Annotated in this window: 19 protein-coding genes; 5 read left to right on the top strand and 14 right to left on the bottom strand. The window is 34.6% G+C overall.

Going from position 1 to position 15,678, the window contains the following annotated elements:
• Window positions 1-152 precede the first annotated feature (152 nt).
• From rpsD to AC0GLY_RS02515, 5 genes are all read left to right on the top strand, one after another.
• Window positions 153-758, top strand: a complete 606-nt coding sequence (rpsD, locus tag AC0GLY_RS02535; RefSeq protein ID WP_496611973.1) for a 30S ribosomal protein S4 — start codon at window positions 153-155, stop codon at window positions 756-758.
• A 102-nt stretch (window positions 759-860) separates the two neighbouring features.
• Window positions 861-1,313 carry a YueI family protein gene (locus AC0GLY_RS02530; protein WP_496611972.1) on the top strand — a complete coding sequence of 151 codons (453 nt, stop codon included), beginning with the start codon at window positions 861-863 and terminating at the stop codon, window positions 1,311-1,313.
• Between the two features lie 11 nt (window positions 1,314-1,324).
• Window positions 1,325-2,608: a replication-associated recombination protein A gene (locus AC0GLY_RS02525; RefSeq protein ID WP_496611971.1), complete on the top strand. Its 1,284-nt coding sequence runs from the start codon at window positions 1,325-1,327 to the stop codon at window positions 2,606-2,608.
• Window positions 2,598-2,882 (top strand): hypothetical protein, encoded by a 285-nt coding sequence (locus AC0GLY_RS02520; RefSeq protein ID WP_496611970.1) that lies wholly within the window; start codon window positions 2,598-2,600, stop codon window positions 2,880-2,882. The genes AC0GLY_RS02525 and AC0GLY_RS02520 overlap by 11 nt, the downstream gene beginning before the upstream one ends.
• Window positions 2,883-2,939: 57 nt before the next feature.
• The gene (locus tag AC0GLY_RS02515; protein WP_496611969.1) at window positions 2,940-3,431 is read left to right on the top strand and encodes a universal stress protein; all 492 of its coding nucleotides are present in this window, start codon (window positions 2,940-2,942) and stop codon (window positions 3,429-3,431) included.
• On the opposite strand, the gene AC0GLY_RS02510 is transcribed toward AC0GLY_RS02515, so the two are convergent.
• From AC0GLY_RS02510 to atpF, 14 genes are all read right to left on the bottom strand, one after another.
• Window positions 3,415-4,299: a helix-turn-helix transcriptional regulator gene (locus AC0GLY_RS02510; protein ID WP_496611968.1), complete on the bottom strand. Its 885-nt coding sequence runs from the start codon at window positions 4,297-4,299 to the stop codon at window positions 3,415-3,417. The genes AC0GLY_RS02515 and AC0GLY_RS02510 overlap by 17 nt on opposite strands.
• Before the next feature lie 175 nt (window positions 4,300-4,474).
• A complete protein-coding gene (locus AC0GLY_RS02505; protein ID WP_496611967.1) occupies window positions 4,475-5,614 on the bottom strand; it encodes a D-alanine--D-alanine ligase family protein in 1,140 nt (379 codons plus the stop codon).
• A 90-nt stretch (window positions 5,615-5,704) separates the two neighbouring features.
• A complete protein-coding gene (locus AC0GLY_RS02500; protein ID WP_496611966.1) occupies window positions 5,705-6,901 on the bottom strand; it encodes an FtsW/RodA/SpoVE family cell cycle protein in 1,197 nt (398 codons plus the stop codon).
• 39 nt (window positions 6,902-6,940) lie between these two features.
• On the bottom strand, window positions 6,941-7,156 hold the full coding sequence (locus AC0GLY_RS02495) for a DUF2969 domain-containing protein (protein WP_496611965.1): 216 nt from the start codon (window positions 7,154-7,156) through the stop codon (window positions 6,941-6,943).
• Between the two features lie 32 nt (window positions 7,157-7,188).
• Complete coding sequence (gene yidD, locus AC0GLY_RS02490) at window positions 7,189-7,437, bottom strand: membrane protein insertion efficiency factor YidD (RefSeq protein ID WP_496611964.1); 249 nt, start codon at window positions 7,435-7,437, stop codon at window positions 7,189-7,191.
• An 8-nt stretch (window positions 7,438-7,445) separates the two neighbouring features.
• Window positions 7,446-8,477, bottom strand: a complete 1,032-nt coding sequence (locus AC0GLY_RS02485) for a rod shape-determining protein (RefSeq protein WP_496611963.1) — start codon at window positions 8,475-8,477, stop codon at window positions 7,446-7,448.
• 72 nt (window positions 8,478-8,549) lie between these two features.
• On the bottom strand, window positions 8,550-9,812 hold the full coding sequence (gene murA, locus AC0GLY_RS02480; protein ID WP_496611962.1) for a UDP-N-acetylglucosamine 1-carboxyvinyltransferase: 1,263 nt from the start codon (window positions 9,810-9,812) through the stop codon (window positions 8,550-8,552).
• 18 nt (window positions 9,813-9,830) lie between these two features.
• A complete protein-coding gene (locus AC0GLY_RS02475; RefSeq protein ID WP_496611961.1) occupies window positions 9,831-10,058 on the bottom strand; it encodes a DUF1146 family protein in 228 nt (75 codons plus the stop codon).
• 180 nt (window positions 10,059-10,238) lie between these two features.
• Window positions 10,239-10,661, bottom strand: coding sequence for a F0F1 ATP synthase subunit epsilon (locus tag AC0GLY_RS02470; RefSeq protein ID WP_496611960.1), 423 nt, complete (start codon window positions 10,659-10,661; stop codon window positions 10,239-10,241).
• A gap of 12 nt (window positions 10,662-10,673) precedes the next feature.
• Window positions 10,674-12,086 carry a F0F1 ATP synthase subunit beta gene (gene atpD / locus AC0GLY_RS02465; RefSeq protein ID WP_496611959.1) on the bottom strand — a complete coding sequence of 471 codons (1,413 nt, stop codon included), beginning with the start codon at window positions 12,084-12,086 and terminating at the stop codon, window positions 10,674-10,676.
• 20 nt (window positions 12,087-12,106) lie between these two features.
• The gene (locus tag AC0GLY_RS02460; protein WP_496611958.1) at window positions 12,107-13,024 is read right to left on the bottom strand and encodes a F0F1 ATP synthase subunit gamma; all 918 of its coding nucleotides are present in this window, start codon (window positions 13,022-13,024) and stop codon (window positions 12,107-12,109) included.
• A gap of 20 nt (window positions 13,025-13,044) precedes the next feature.
• Window positions 13,045-14,571, bottom strand: coding sequence for a F0F1 ATP synthase subunit alpha (gene atpA, locus AC0GLY_RS02455; RefSeq protein ID WP_496611957.1), 1,527 nt, complete (start codon window positions 14,569-14,571; stop codon window positions 13,045-13,047).
• A gap of 31 nt (window positions 14,572-14,602) precedes the next feature.
• Window positions 14,603-15,148: an ATP synthase F1 subunit delta gene (atpH, locus tag AC0GLY_RS02450; protein ID WP_496611956.1), complete on the bottom strand. Its 546-nt coding sequence runs from the start codon at window positions 15,146-15,148 to the stop codon at window positions 14,603-14,605.
• The gene (gene atpF / locus AC0GLY_RS02445; protein WP_496611955.1) at window positions 15,135-15,650 is read right to left on the bottom strand and encodes a F0F1 ATP synthase subunit B; all 516 of its coding nucleotides are present in this window, start codon (window positions 15,648-15,650) and stop codon (window positions 15,135-15,137) included. The genes atpH and atpF overlap by 14 nt, the downstream gene beginning before the upstream one ends.
• Window positions 15,651-15,678 lie beyond the last annotated feature (28 nt).

Below are 15,678 nucleotides of genomic sequence, written 5' to 3'. Positions count from 1 at the left end.
AGCAGTATACGGTAAGCTCGTCAACATATTCTTGCTATTTATAGTCTAATTAGTAACCCACGGCTGCTGAGGTGAAAATTCAGAGGAATATGCACGAATACTAAGTGTACAACATTTATTTTACTCCAAAAAATTTATTGGAGGATTCAATTATGTCAAGATATACAGGTCCAAGTTGGAGAATTTCTCGTCGTCTTGGTATTTCATTATCAGGTACTGGTAAAGAACTACAACGTCGTCCTTACGCTCCTGGTGTTCATGGTCAAGGTCGTCGTCAAAAACTTTCAGAATATGGTGTTCAATTACGTGAAAAGCAAAAGTTACGTTACATGTACGGTTTAACTGAACGTCAATTTTATGCTCTTTTCTTAAAAGCTGGTAAAATTCGTGAAGGTAAGCATGGTGATAACTTCGAAATCAAGCTTGAACAACGTTTAGATAACGTTGTTTATCGTCTTGGTTTAGCAACTACTCGTCGTCAAGCACGTCAATTAGTTAACCATGGTCACATTACCGTTGATGGTAAACGTGTTGATATTCCATCATATGAAGTAAAACCTGGTCAAATCATTGCTGTTCGTGAAAAGTCAAAAAACATGGCAATCATTACCGAAGCTGTGAATGATGTTGTTAGTCGTCCTGCTTACGTATCCTTTGATGCTGATAAGCTTGAAGGTTCATTAACAAGACTTCCACAACCAGATGAACTAAATGCAAATATCGATACTTCATTAGTTGTTGAATACTACAACCGTTAATATAAAGTATCTAAAAAGGCGATCTCAATTGAGACCGCTTTTTTGTATGCCCTTTTTTAATAATGTTACAATAAAGTCACTAAAAATGAAGGAGCTTAAAAAATGCCTACTGAAAATGAAAATGTTCAAAATCGTCTAGATCAAGCTATGAACGGTGGAACTCCCAAAATCAATCCTGATGAACAACGGCGTTACCTAGGAACATTCAAAGAACGGGTTCTATTAGCAATTCCAAATTCTAGTGTACTTAATCCAGAAGCTATCGCTAATGTAGAAAAACTAATTTTAAATAATCCAGACTTAATTATTATCATTAATGGAAATCTTTCCCCTACCAAACAAAGTCCTTATATTAAAATTGCAACAAAGAACAATACTAAGTTCACGTTAAAGACCGATAAAATTTATGGAACCAAAGCGGATGACTATGGCATTGTTGTTGCATCACAAAATGCAGTCAACCAAAATGAGATTGAGTTTCATCCACAATCAACTAAGTCCGAACCTAAAATTGCTACTAAAAAAACATTTTGGCAAAAATTATTTAATAAATAAGAAGGGATAAAATGCAAAAGCCATTAGCATATCGAATGCGCCCCAAAAAAATTAATGAAGTAGTTGGGCAACAAGACTTAGTAGGACCTGGAAAAATTATTCAAAGAATGGTCAAAGCTAAATTACTTTCATCAATGATTTTATATGGACCACCTGGTACAGGAAAAACTAGTATTGCAAGTGCAATTGCAGGATCAACTAAGTATGCTTTTCGTGTTTTAAATGCTGCTACTGATACAAAAAAAGATTTACAAATTGTGGCTGAAGAAGCAAAAATGAGTGGTACGGTGGTTCTTTTACTAGATGAAATTCATCGTTTAGATAAAACTAAGCAAGATTTTCTGCTTCCCTTGCTTGAAAGTGGTCAAATTATCCTAATTGGGGCAACCACAGAAAATCCTTACATCAACATTAATCCAGCCATTCGTTCTAGAACACAAATTTTTCAAGTTAAGCCTTTATCTAGTCAAGATATTAAACAAGGGCTTGAACGTGCACTAAAAGACAAGCAAAATGGTTTAGGTACTTTAAACATTAAAATTACTCCAGAAGCTATAAATTTTTTATCGCATAGTACCAATGGCGACTTAAGAAGTGCTTTAAACGCTTTAGAATTGGCTGCTAAATCAACTCCTCCAATTGATAATATCATTCACATTGCACTAAATGATATTGAGGCTTGCCTACAAAGGAAGGCTTTAACTCAGGATAAAAATGGTGATGCTCACTATAATGTAATCTCGGCTTTACAAAAGTCAATTCGTGGCTCTGATGTAAATGCTGCTCTTCATTACGCAGCTCGTTTAATTGAAGCTGGTGACTTAAATTCATTGACTCGTCGACTAATGGTGATTGCTTATGAAGATATTGGTCTGGCTAATCCAGCAGCCTGTGCGAGAACAGTAACTGCGGTTCAGGCAGCTGATCGACTTGGTCTTCCAGAAGGCCAAATTCCTCTAGCTGATGCTATTATTGAATTATGTTTGTCGCCAAAATCAAATTCCGGATATGCTGCAATTAATGAAGCCGTTAACAAGGTTAAAACTGGAGATTATGGTGAAATTCCAAAAGCAATTAGGGATGCGCATTATCAAGGAGCCCAAAAATTAGGCGTGGTTGGTTACAAATATCCTCATGACTATCCAAACGGTTGGGTTTCGCAACAATATCTGCCCGACCCAATTAAAAATGATAAATATTATCACCCCAAAGAAAATAGTAAATTTGAAACAATTCTTGCTAAACAATATGAACGTTTAAATCAAGCTAATAAAGGAGGATCCTATGGCAATTAAAGTTCTTCTAATCTTATTCTCTGCTCTCTTACTCGGAAATGGAATTTACTTTTTAAAACATCTTCATAAACCCTTTTTAATGTTTAATCCTCAAAAAAATCTTAATTTAAGTAAAATTCTTAAAATTAGTGGGATTTGTTTGATAATTATTGCATTCTTAGGCTTTACTGCAGCCTTAGTTAACAATTTAATTTTAATTGTAATCACCTTAATTTTGGGTTGTATTGGTTGTGTCGTTCCTGAATTGCTAATCATTCAATTTATTAACAAATAATTGGAATTTATTTTTATTAAGCTTACAATTAGGTAAATAAACTACGAGGTGATCATTATGTTACAAGAATATCGAAACATTTTAGTTCCAGTTGACGGTTCTTATGGAGCTGAATTAGCATTTAAAAAAGCAGTGGCCGTTGCTAAAAGAAATGAGGCTCATCTTCATCTTGTCCATGTAATTGATACAAGAACTTTTCAAGACATTTCTAGCTTTGATACTTCAATTGTTAGTGAAGTGACTGAAAAGACTAAAACTAACCTTGAAAAATATGTTGCGGAAGCCAAATCAGTAGGACTAGAAAAAGTTGATTACTCAATTGAGTATGGGGCTCCAAAAACCATCATTGCAAAAGAACTTCCATCTCAATTAGGGATTGATTTAATTATGATTGGTGCTACTGGACTAAATGCAGTGGCACGCTTACTAGTTGGTTCAGTCACAGAATATGTTACAAGAACAGCTACTACGGATGTATTAGTTGTTAGAACTAATTTGAATAATCAACCCTTTGATTCAAAGAAAGCTCAGTCTAAATTAAAAAATTAAAAAATAGATTTAATTTTTTGAAATTGCTGTATGAATATAAACCTTGAAGCTGTTTAGCTAAATCGAAGTATTCTGCAGCTTTTTCTTTTTGTTCAATTTCAATAAAGCAGGTTCCCATTAATGTATAAAAATCACGAAGACAATAAAATGAATGGTATTGTTTTAGTTTTTTAACTATCAATTCACTTTCAATTAAGCACAGTTTTGCTTCATCAATTTGAGCAATCATAACTAATAGAGTCATAGAAAATCTGATTAATTGTTGAAATTCAGCTGTTTTTAACTTCTTGTTTAAACAAAAATGTAATTCTTTAATTGCCAAATTTAAATAATATTTGGTTTGCTTACATAGATTTAACTGATAGTATGCTAAAGCAATTCCAAAATATGACCATCCCATTACAATTTGATTATCTCGAGTTCGGTGGTTATTGAGTGCTAAATTAAAATTACAAAGAGCATCATCTTGGTTGTGATTAACAAACAAATCAACAAATCCAGAGTTACATTCGTACCTAGCTAACAAATTTTTCGTATCTAGATTTTCGTGTTTAATCTTTTTAAGGCGCTTTTGTGCTTTGGAAAAATTATGGATTAATAAATTTCTTTCAATTTGTTTTAGTTTAATCTCACCATAACGATAACTACATTCGTTTTCTAAATCATCAATATCTAAATTTAACTTTTCAAAAATTTGTGGTACAATCTGCCATGATTTGAAACATCCTTTATTCTCTAAAGTACTAATTGTTGTTTGAGTACAGATACCATCAGCTAACTCGGTTTGTGACATATGGATATCTTCACGACGGCTCTTGACTATTACACTAAGCCTTTGCAGCATCGTCTGAGACGGAAAGATAATCATAATTAAAATTCTCCTATTCAATTAATAAAATTAGCCATATTTTTTCATACGACTAAAGATTATGAGCTACCTAACTGGTAAGGTCAATAATTTTTATAAACCTATTACATTTCTAAATATAATTACGTAAAAAAGAAGTCAGAAAATTTAAAATTTTCTGACTTCTTTTTTTTGATTATTTTGCTTCGTAAACCTTTTTTTGATCTCCCTTATTCAAAGGAATAAAATCATGTGCAATCTTACTTTGACGTTCAAACTCTTCAAAAGCTAATTCAATCAACTTATCAATTAATTCTGTGTAACTGATTCCAGAAGCTTCCCATAGTTGCGGATAAAGTGAAATATTAGTAAATCCTGGCAAAGTATTAATTTCGCCAAGGTATGGGGTGTAATCTTTAGAAACTAGGAAATCAATTCTAGCCATTCCCTTTAATTCGAGCGTTTTAAAAGCTTTAATTGCCATATCAGTAATTTCTTCCGCTATCCCCGCTGGAAGAGCCACAGGAATAGTAAATTCAACTTTACTAGCATCTACAAACTTATTGTCATAAGTATAAAAAGCATCACTAGCCGGAACTTTAATTGCACCAACCTTTGAACCCTTAGGATTTTCATTTCCTAAAATTGAAATTTCAACTTCTTCGGGTCCTTCAATAGCTTCTTCAACTAATACCTTAGTATCATAACGAAGCGCATCAGCCATCCCAGCAGCATATTCATCTTGATTTTCAACTTTATGAATTCCAATTGATGAACCTTGACGTGATGGTTTGATGAAAAGAGTTTTTGAATTTAACCGTTCACTGATTTTTTCATAATTCCAATCTTTTTCGTTATCGGGAGTAACTAAAACATAGTTTGTATTTCTAACCCCTACAACATCAAGCATCTTTTTAGTAAGATCTTTATCATAAGCCATTCCAGATGCTAAACTACCACTTCCAACATAGGGTTTTTGAAGTAAACGAAGTAATCCTTGAATCGTTCCGTCTTCTCCCAAATTACCATGAATAATTGGAAAAAATACATCAATATTTTTTTCTTTATTCAAGTTAATAATTGGCTCTAATGGATTACTTAAATTCATTTTGGGAACTACTTCTTCGACTACTTTTGTTTCATCTTCCCCATCAAAAACGCGAAGTGAATCTTCATTACTTAAGATAATTCCACTCCGAGTAATTAAAAATAAACTTACATCGTATTTTGATTTGTCCACGGCATCATAAATGTTATGAGCTGAACGTTTTGAAACATCATGTTCTGATGAATCACCACCAAATAATAATGCTAAGTGTAACTTTTTATCTGTCATTTTTCTAACTCCCGTTCATAATTTCTGGAACCCTAAGTATATCACTTATTAAATAATTTGATAAGAAAAAAAGCATGTAAAACATACTTTTTATGAAAAACTTTTAGTTGTGCTAAACATAGAACTCTTGTTATGATACTGCATTGACATAATTAAACCAATTCCAATCATATTACCAATTAAGGCTGATCCCCCTTGGCTAATAAAGGGCAAAGGAATTCCTGTCATAGGAATTAAATCAATACTCATCCCAATATTTTCAACCACATGGAATAAAATCATCATAATTACTCCAGTTGAAATATAGGCATAAAAAACATTTTTAGTTTCAAATGTAACTTTAATCATATTGTAAATTAATAAAAAGTACAATAAAATTAGCAAGGTTCCACCAATAAAACCAAAATTTTCCCCCATTACTGAAAAAATCATATCTGATTCACGAACGGGAACATATACGTGTGAAACGTTAAAACCAGAACCAGTTAATCCACCAGAACCAATTGCTTTCATGCTTTGCCATAATTGAAATCCTTGATTGCTAGAATCAGAAGCTGGATTAAGCCAACTATCGATTCGAGCAAATTGATAAGCTTTAAATCCAAGAGAACTTAAAATTGAACGACCGCCAGAGGTTACTACCATTACAATTGCTGCAGTACTAATTCCAATAAATGCAGCCAGCCCAGGACCTAAAATTTTCCAAGTTATACCTGAAACAATTAACATTCCACCTAAAATAGCAATGAAGACAATTGTTGTCCCAAAATCATTTTGCAATTTTAATAAAACAATAACCGGCAGCGTCCATAAAAACATTTTTCCAATTAAGTTCCAATCACTGCGTACCGTATGATGCGGATATTGTGAATTATGTTGTGCAATTATTCGGGCTTCCATTAAAATGTAAGCCGGCTTCATAATTTCAGATGGTTGAAAAGTAAATGGACCAAACGCAAACCAACTTTTTGCTCCAGTTTGAGCAAAATAAGCACGGCTATATAAGAATAAAACCGCAAATAAAAGAAATATCCCTAATCCGTAGATATAAGGTGCAATTTTCCAAAGTTGTTCTGCATCAAATTGCATTACAATTACAATTGCAATTGCTCCAATAACATACCAAATTACCTGTGAAATAACCGCTTTTAAAACGGACACTGTACCATTATCATGTGATGCAGCAACATAAATTGATCCAATGCCAATTAAAGCTAGCATAAGAACACAAAAAATAATTCCCCAATCAATTCTGTTATCGTTTTTTATTTGTAATCTTCGAAACACGATAACCTCCCCTCAATATTAGTAAATCAAGTTTAATAATTATCTTTGGTGTAAGTTAAATTCCCTTACTACTTGATGGAGAGCTTCTTCTTCACTTTTTTCATAAAAAGTGTTTTCCCCAACCACTACTTCAAACTTACCATCACTTTCAGCAATACTGCCAACGGTTTGGTCATTAATTTGTACAAGTCGAATCTTGTTATTGCTTGGATCATTAACAACTTTAATTTCAATTTCCTTTTGTTTACGTGACATATTTTTCTCCTTAGAAATAAACCATTTACCATTTAATCTTGATTACTGTGATTTCTTCGAATACTAAAATGGGTTGGCACAAAGTCATAACCACCTTTTACAAAGGGATTACATCTGAGAATTCTTGCCAGCCCCATAATTAACCCAAGAAAAAAACCAAATCGTTCAATTGCTATTTGCATGTAATTTGAACAAGTTGGTTGATATCTACATCTAGCTGGAGTATACGCAGAAAGATAGTTTTGATAAACTTTAATTAAAAAAATTGCTAACTTTTGCAAAACTTCACCTAATTAGCATTTCCAAAAAAACTGAACTTTTTCTTATTAGATTTAGGTGTTTCTTTAGCCATATGATCTAAAAGTGCACCGGCTCCTTTAGCAACATTCTCTAATGGATCTTCTGAGATAAGTACTGGAACTGTTAATGCATTTGAAATTACAGTATCAATATCTGCAAGCATTGATCCACCACCCGTTAGCATTACACCTCGATCAATAATATCAGCAGCTAATTCTGGAGGAATTGTTTCAAGCACACTTTTTGCACCATTAATGATAACTGAAATGGTTCCATGAAGCGCTTCAGCAACTTCCTTATTATTAATATTTATTGAAATTGGCATTCCACTCACTGCGTCTCGACCTCGAACCTGCATTTCTTTAATTTCAGTAACATCTACATTTGCAGTTCCAATTTCTTTTTTAATATTTTCAGCAGTATGTTCTCCGATAATGATGTTATGATTGCGTTTTAAATATTCTACAATATCACGATTCATAACATCACCAGCAACTTTAAGTGATTCACTAGCAACAATGTCCCCTAATGAAACCACTGCAATATCAGAAGTTCCACCACCAATATCAATTACCATGCTACCAGTTGGTTCAAAGATATTCATTCCCGCTCCAATAGCAGCAACTTTAGGTTCTTCTTCTAAGAAAACTTCTCCACCAACTGCTTTTTGGGCAGCTTCAATAATTGCTTTTCTTTCAATGTTAGTAATATTTGTTGGTGCACAAATCATCACCTTTGGTTTTGAAACAACTTTCTTAACACTTAATTTGTTAATAAAATAAGTTAACATTGATTCAGTGACATCAAAGTCCGAAATAACTCCATCTTTTAATGGACGAATTGCTTTAATGTTACCTGGAGTCCTACCAACCATTTCATATGCTTCTCTGCCCACCGCTAAAACCTTATTAGTTTTAGTATCAACAGCAACTACCGAAGGTTCATTAAGTACGACACCTTTCCCAGTTACAGAAACAAGAACATTGGCTGTTCCTAAATCAATTCCTATATCTTCAGCCATAAAATTTCTTCCCTTCAATTATTCATTCGATATCCAAATTATATCATAATAAATAAAACAAATTATTTACGTTTATTTAATTCGTCTAATATCTGCACCAAGTTTACGTAACTTAGCTTCAATTTGATAATAACCCCGATCAAGGTAATTAAGATTAGTCACAATAGTTTCACCACTTGCTACTAAACCTGCCAAAATCAAAGCTGCGGCTGCTCTTAAATCAGTCGCTGAAACTTCTGCTCCCTTAAAATGAGTTGGACCGTGCATTACAACTACATTACCCTTAATTTCGTACTGAGCATTCATACGACGAAGTTCATCAAGATGCATGAATCGATTTTCAAAAACATTTTCCGTTAGAGTACTTACCCCATTGGCAGCCAATTGCAAAACAGTCATTTGTGGCTGCATATCAGTTGGAAAGCCCGGATATGGAGCAGTTTCAACATCAACTGGCTTCAATCCTTTTGGTCCAATGATGCGGATTCCATTTTTCTCTTGTTTCACAGTAACGCCCATATCGCGAAGCTTAGCAATAAATGGCCCATTATGGTCTGCAATCGCATCTTCAATTAATACATTTCCTTGAGTTAAAGCGGCAGCTGCCATATAAGTTCCGGCTTCAATTCGATCTTGGACAACTGCATGTTTTACTCCATGAAGAGCTTTAACTCCCTCAATAGTAAGTGTATCAGTTCCTGCACCAGATACTTTAGCTCCCATATCATTTAACATTTCAGCTAAATCAACAATTTCTGGCTCTCGAGCAACATTTTTAATGACCGTTGTTCCTTTTGCAAGCGTAGCTGCCATCATCACATTTTGTGTAGCACCCACACTTGGAAAATCAAAATAAATATCCGTTCCAACTAAACCATTTGGTGCAGAAGCTTCAACATAACCATTTTGAAGCTCAACATGAGCTCCCATGGCCTCAAATCCTTTAAGATGAATATCAATTGGACGAGAACCGATTGCACACCCACCAGGAAGTGAAACCCGAGCTTTACCTAAGCGAGCTAACAAAGGCCCCAAGACGACGATAGAAGCTCTCATCTTTGAAACATATTCAAATGGTGCTTCTGAGGTTAATTCCCCAGTTGCATCAACAGTAATAACATTGTTTGGTTCATCAAAATTAACCTTAGTATGCAAACTTTCTAAAACATCATTCATCATATGCACATCAGAAAGAATGGGACTATTTGTTAATACTGATTCACCTTCGCTAGCTAGAATTGTAGCTGCTAAAATGGGTAAAACTGCATTTTTTGCCCCTTCAATATGAACGTTTCCAGCAAGCTTATGCCCACCATGTAAAATAATTTTTTCCATGAAGCTATCCCCTAGTTTTTAAAATAGTAAAGTTAAATTTTTTATATTTTCAATAAAAGAAAGAAAAAATGAACTGCAAAGAAAGCCAATTGCAATTGAAATCAACACAATTAAAACTTTACCTTGTTTTTCTTGAATTGGTAAAAAACGTTCAAAGTGAATTCCCTGTACTGCCCAAAAGGCCAAAAGTACAAAAAAGATTTGGCACACAACGTCAATCATTGCTTGAATTCCAAAAATATTCATTTGATTTTCCTCCCATTATTCCAATACAATGATATCACAATTATCAAAGAATGTCGTTTATACCAATGGTTTAACTGATTCTTAACAATTATAAACTAGAAAAAAAGCGACTGAATTCAAATTGAATTCAGTCGTTTAGATTAAATTATAATTAATAAAACATTAAATTAATTTATTACTCTAATATTTTGAAATATTAATACGATTAATCGCTCTTCGTAGGGCAACTTCAGCACGTTTCATAGATTCAGGATCATGAGTTTCATTTGCTTCTTTAAGTTTTTCTTGGGCACGCTCTTTTGCATTTTCAGCACGAGCAACATCAATATTAACTTTAAGTTCTGCACTATCAGCTACAATGGTAAGTTCATTATTTGAAAACTCAACAAATCCACCATTAACGGCTAAAATATCAGAATTATCAGCAGACTTAATTTGCGCCGAACCAATTTTTAAAGAGGCAATCACAGGAATGTGATTTGCCATAATTCCTAAATCACCTGATTGGGTCTGCACAACCGCAAGTGAAGCCTTACCATTTGAATATACTTCACCATCAGGAGTAACGATACTAACGGTTAATACTGAACTATTATCAGCCAATTAGAACCCTCCTTATTTGTTGACCCCTTGTTTAGATTCGTTGTATTTAGCAACTACATCTTCAATTGACCCACAGTTTCTGAAGAAATCTTCAGGTATTTCATCATACTTACCTTCCAAAATACCTTTAAATCCAGCAACTGTATCTTTAACAGGTACATACTTACCTGGAACTCCAGTAAAGGTTTCTGCAACTGAAAAAGGTTGTGATAAGAAGAATTGGATTCGACGAGCACGACCAACAATGGTCTTTTCTTCATCAGATAATTCATCCATCCCTAAAATTGAAATAATATCTTGAAGTTCCCGATATCTTTGCAATTCATGTTGCACTTCACTAGCTACCTTAAAATGTTCATCACCAACAATGTTAGGATCTAAAGCAGACGATGTTGATGCCAAAGGATCAACGGCTGGATAGATACCTTGTTGAGTCAATGAACGTTCCAAGTTAGTTGTTGCATCCAGATGGGCAAATGTGGTTGCAGGAGCAGGATCAGTATAATCATCGGCTGGAACATAAACAGCTTGAATTGAAGTAATTGCACCTTTTTTGGTTGATGTAATTCGTTCTTGAAGTTGTCCCATTTCAGTAGCAAGTGTAGGCTGATAACCTACGGCTGACGGAATTCTACCTAACAAAGCTGAAACTTCAGTACCTGCTTGCGTAAATCGGAAAATGTTATCAATAAATAATAATACATCTTTGCCTTCTTCATCACGAAAATATTCAGCTAAAGTTAATCCAGTTAGTGCAACTCTCATCCGGGCACCAGGTGGCTCGTTCATTTGCCCATACACCATGGCAGTTTGCTTCAATACTCCGGAACCTTTCATTTCGAAGTACATATCATTACCTTCACGAGTTCTTTCACCAACTCCAGTAAAAACTGAAATACCGTTGTGTCCTTGGGCAATATTATGAATAAGTTCTTGAATTAAAACGGTTTTACCAACTCCGGCACCACCGAACAATCCAACCTTACCACCTCGAATATAAGGGGCAAGTAAATCAATAACTTTGATACCAGTTTCAAGGACTTCAGTTGATGGATTAATTTCATCAAACTTCGGTGCTTGACGATGAATTCCCCATCGTTCAGCATCCGGTCCAAATTGTGGTCCACCATCAATGGTTTCCCCCAAAACGTTAAATACTCGACCTAGAGTGTCATTACCTACAGGGACTTCAATTGGAGCTCCTGTATTTTCAACTTCCATGCCACGACGTAACCCATCAGTTCCATCCATAGCAATTGTTCTAACTACTCCATCACCTAATTCAAGTGCAACTTCCGTAACTAAGACTTCGTTTTCACCTTTTTTAACTTTTAGAGCGTCGTTGATTTTTGGTAAGTCACTATCTAAGGGAAACTCAACGTCAACAACTGGTCCAATAACTTGTACAACTTTACCAGTACTCATTATGCGTTAATTCCTCCTCTTTAGTGATTCAATGCTTCCTGACCACCAGTAATTTCAGTGATTTCAGTAGTAATAGCAGCTTGTCTAGCTCTATTGTATTTTAATTCCAAACTTGAAATTAAATCTCCAGCATTTTCTGTAGCAGCTTTCATCGCCATTGAACTTGAAGAATGTTCAGCAGTTTTAGCATCTAAGATAGCTCCATAAACTAAACTTTCGGCATATTGTGGCAAGATGGCCTCTAACACTTCTTTTTCTGAAGGTTCAACATCATATTCAGCTGATAAAACTTGTGTTTTAACTGTTGAACCGGCACCATTAGCACCATCCATACTTTCTTCCACTGCTTCCCGATCCATTGGAAATAATTTTTGTGCTTTAAAATCGGATCGAATTCGGTTTACAAAATGATTAGAACAAACATATAACTCTGTAAAAACTCCATCTTCATACATTTGACTAATTGCTTTCACAATTCCTTTAACTTCACTAAATGTTGGAATGTCAGAAACACCCCGATATTCATAAGCTACATTAGCACCATTTTTCCTGTAAAAATCAGCACCATTACCCCCAACTGCTAAAATTAAATAATCTGCTTTGTTAGGAGTATGTTCTTCAATGAAGCGATTTGTTCCTCGAATTACATTACTATTGTAGCTTCCAACCATTCCCCGATCAGAAGTAATTACTAAATATGCTATTTTAGATTTGCTACTACTATCAGAACTTGAAGGTTTTTGGTTGTCTAACATATGAGAATTAGCAAGATGCATCACAACTGATTTAATCTTGGAAACGTACTTGTCATAAGTCTTTGTTTGGCCTTGAATTTGGTTTAACTTAACCGTTTGAACCATTTCCATTGCTTCAGTGATTTTACGCGTACTTTTCGTTGATGCAATTCGATGCTTAACTTCATTCATTGATTCAACCATGATTACGACCTCCCTTCAAGTTATTTATGTTCTTCATCTTTAACTGATGGCTGAAAAATATTTGCAAATTCTTCAATTGCCTTATCCATATCTTCTTTGGCTGGCAATTTACCAGTTTCTTTAATTTGTTTTAATAGTTCGGCATGTGAATCATCAAAATAATTGAAAATTTCAGCTTGATATCTTAAAACATCATCTACTGGTAACTTATCTAAGTATCCATGCGTCAAGCAGTAAAGAATAAGAACTTGTTTTTCAACTGGAATTGGATCATGAAGCTTTTGTTTCAAAACTTCGACCGTTCTAGCACCACGATCTAACTTAGATTTGGTAGATTCATCAAGATCTGACCCAAATTGAGCAAATGATTCAAGTTCATGATAAGATGCTAAATCAATTCGAAGGGTCCCAGCAACTTTCTTCATAGCAGGAATTTGAGCATCACCACCAACTCGTGACACAGAAGTTCCGGCATCGACAGCGGGACGATCACCAGCATAAAACATGTCCGCATTTAAGAAAATTTGGCCATCAGTAATTGAAATTACATTGGTGGGAATGTATGCTGAAACATCACCAGCTAAAGTTTCAACGATTGGCAAAGCAGTCATTGAACCACCACCGAGTTTATCATTCAATTTAGCAGCACGTTCAAGTAATCTAGAATGAGTATAGAAAATATCACCAGGATAAGCTTCACGACCAGGTGGACGTCTCAAAATTAATGAGAGTTCACGATAAGCATTAGCTTGTTTAGTCAAATCATCAAAAACGATTAAAACTGACTTTCCCTTATTCATGAAGTATTCACCCATTGTGGCACCAGCATAAGGCGCTACGTATAACAACGGAGCTGGTTCTGATGGTCCAGCTGAAACAACGATTGTATAATCCATTGCTCCAAATTTATTTAAAGTATCAACTTGTTGCAAAACAGTTGAATCTTTTTGTCCAATGGCAACGTAGATACAAATCATATCTTGATCTTTTTGGTTCAAGATTGTATCAATGGCAATTGAGGTTTTACCTGTTTTACGGTCCCCAATGATTAATTCACGTTGACCTCGACCAATTGGAACTAAGGCATCAATTGCCTTAATCCCAGTTTGAAGGGGCTGATCAACTGATTGACGTTCCATAATACCAGGAGCTTTATGCTCAATTGGTGCGGTTTGAGTTGTATCAATTTCACCTTTACCATCAATTGGTTGTCCCAAAGCATTAACAACTCGTCCAACCATTGCATCACCAACTGGAACTTCCATGATACGTCCAGTTCGTTTAACTGTATCGCCTTCACGAATCCCAGTATAGTCACCTAGAATAACGATCCCAACATTATTGGTTTCTAGGTTTTGAACCATTCCATAAACTCCATTTTGGAATTCAAGTAACTCACCAGATAAGGCGTTATCAAGACCATAAGCACGAGCAACACCATCACCAAGATATGTAACAATACCAGTCTCGTCTACAGTAAGGTCATCTTTATAGCCTTCTAATTGTTTTCTAATTAGAGCACTGATTTCTTCAGCCTTAATGCTCATAAAAGTTTCACCTCTTTATTGAAAGATATCATTATTTTAATAATAACCGCTTTATTTGTTCAATCTTAGTACGAATACTTCCATCAAACACCACGTCCGATGATCTAAGAATTACACCACCGATAATATCTGGATTAATTTTTGTAGACAATTCAACTTGTTTAGCATTAATTCGTTTACCGAATGACTTAGCTAAATTATCTTTTTCAGTATCACTTAGTGGAATTGCAGTTGTTGCTTCTGCTTGCACAATCCCATGTTTTTCATTATACAAATTATTAAATTCATCAATAACTGCACCCAAATCATTAATTCGATGATATTCGAATAACATGTTAATTAAGTTCTTTACATATTTGGAAGATACATCAGTAATCAAAAGATTTAATAATGATTCTTTTTGATGACTATTCAAGGTAACTCCACTCAAAGCAATTTCCAATTCAGGATTTGTTTGAAGGACTTGGTTTAACACATTTAACTCCGTTTTAACTTCGTTAATACTATTATCACTTTCTAAAACTTCGTAAAGTGCCTTCGAATAACGTTTGGCAACATCAAGCTTAGTTAGACTCATTATTACCCAACCCTTCAATATAAGAATCGATTAACGCCTTTTGATCATCAGCATTCAAGCTCTTCTTAATGATTTTGGAAGCAATTTCAATAGATAAATCGGCTACGTCATTTTTCGAATCGACAAGGGCGTCCTTCTTTTGCTGCTCAATATCTGATTGTGCTTTTTCTTTAAGCGATTGTGCATCCGAACGAGCCTCTTCGATAATTGAGTCACGACGCTTGTCACCTGTTTGTTGTGCCTTGTTGATTATTTCACCAGCCTCTTCTTGTGAATTAGCTAATGCGGCTTGACGTTGCTTTTCTAATTCTACAGCTTTATTTCTAGCTTGTTCAGCTGTATCAATATCATTTGAGATTTTGTCAGCCCGATCTTGCATCATTTTTGTAACTGGTTTCCAAGCTACAACTTTAATAGCAAACATTAAAATAAGAAATAGAATTGCATAGAACAACGCATCACCAATGTTAAATTCAGCTCCAACAATTAAATGTGTAAACATCTATTGACACCTCCTTTTTCAAAAGTAG

This window comes from Fructilactobacillus sp. YLN 2507, from assembly GCF_059614085.1.
Note: the sequence above shows the minus strand (reverse complement) of the source record. Positions and strands in the feature narration are given on the sequence as shown.

What these genes read in the sequence shown, in the direction of transcription:
- rpsD (WP_496611973.1), top strand. Translation starts at nt 153, where the DNA reads ATGTCAAGATATACAGGTCCAAGTTGGAGAATTTCTCGTCGTCTTGGT.
- AC0GLY_RS02530 (WP_496611972.1), top strand. Translation starts at nt 861, where the DNA reads ATGCCTACTGAAAATGAAAATGTTCAAAATCGTCTAGATCAAGCTATG.
- AC0GLY_RS02525 (WP_496611971.1), top strand. Translation starts at nt 1,325, where the DNA reads ATGCAAAAGCCATTAGCATATCGAATGCGCCCCAAAAAAATTAATGAA.
- AC0GLY_RS02520 (WP_496611970.1), top strand. Translation starts at nt 2,598, where the DNA reads ATGGCAATTAAAGTTCTTCTAATCTTATTCTCTGCTCTCTTACTCGGA.
- AC0GLY_RS02515 (WP_496611969.1), top strand. Translation starts at nt 2,940, where the DNA reads ATGTTACAAGAATATCGAAACATTTTAGTTCCAGTTGACGGTTCTTAT.
- AC0GLY_RS02510 (WP_496611968.1), bottom strand. Translation starts at nt 4,299, where the DNA reads ATGATTATCTTTCCGTCTCAGACGATGCTGCAAAGGCTTAGTGTAATA.
- AC0GLY_RS02505 (WP_496611967.1), bottom strand. Translation starts at nt 5,614, where the DNA reads ATGACAGATAAAAAGTTACACTTAGCATTATTATTTGGTGGTGATTCA.
- AC0GLY_RS02495 (WP_496611965.1), bottom strand. Translation starts at nt 7,156, where the DNA reads ATGTCACGTAAACAAAAGGAAATTGAAATTAAAGTTGTTAATGATCCA.
- AC0GLY_RS02485 (WP_496611963.1), bottom strand. Translation starts at nt 8,477, where the DNA reads ATGGCTGAAGATATAGGAATTGATTTAGGAACAGCCAATGTTCTTGTT.
- murA (WP_496611962.1), bottom strand. Translation starts at nt 9,812, where the DNA reads ATGGAAAAAATTATTTTACATGGTGGGCATAAGCTTGCTGGAAACGTT.
- AC0GLY_RS02475 (WP_496611961.1), bottom strand. Translation starts at nt 10,058, where the DNA reads ATGAATATTTTTGGAATTCAAGCAATGATTGACGTTGTGTGCCAAATC.
- atpD (WP_496611959.1), bottom strand. Translation starts at nt 12,086, where the DNA reads ATGAGTACTGGTAAAGTTGTACAAGTTATTGGACCAGTTGTTGACGTT.
- AC0GLY_RS02460 (WP_496611958.1), bottom strand. Translation starts at nt 13,024, where the DNA reads ATGGTTGAATCAATGAATGAAGTTAAGCATCGAATTGCATCAACGAAA.
- atpA (WP_496611957.1), bottom strand. Translation starts at nt 14,571, where the DNA reads ATGAGCATTAAGGCTGAAGAAATCAGTGCTCTAATTAGAAAACAATTA.
- atpH (WP_496611956.1), bottom strand. Translation starts at nt 15,148, where the DNA reads ATGAGTCTAACTAAGCTTGATGTTGCCAAACGTTATTCGAAGGCACTT.
- atpF (WP_496611955.1), bottom strand. Translation starts at nt 15,650, where the DNA reads ATGTTTACACATTTAATTGTTGGAGCTGAATTTAACATTGGTGATGCG.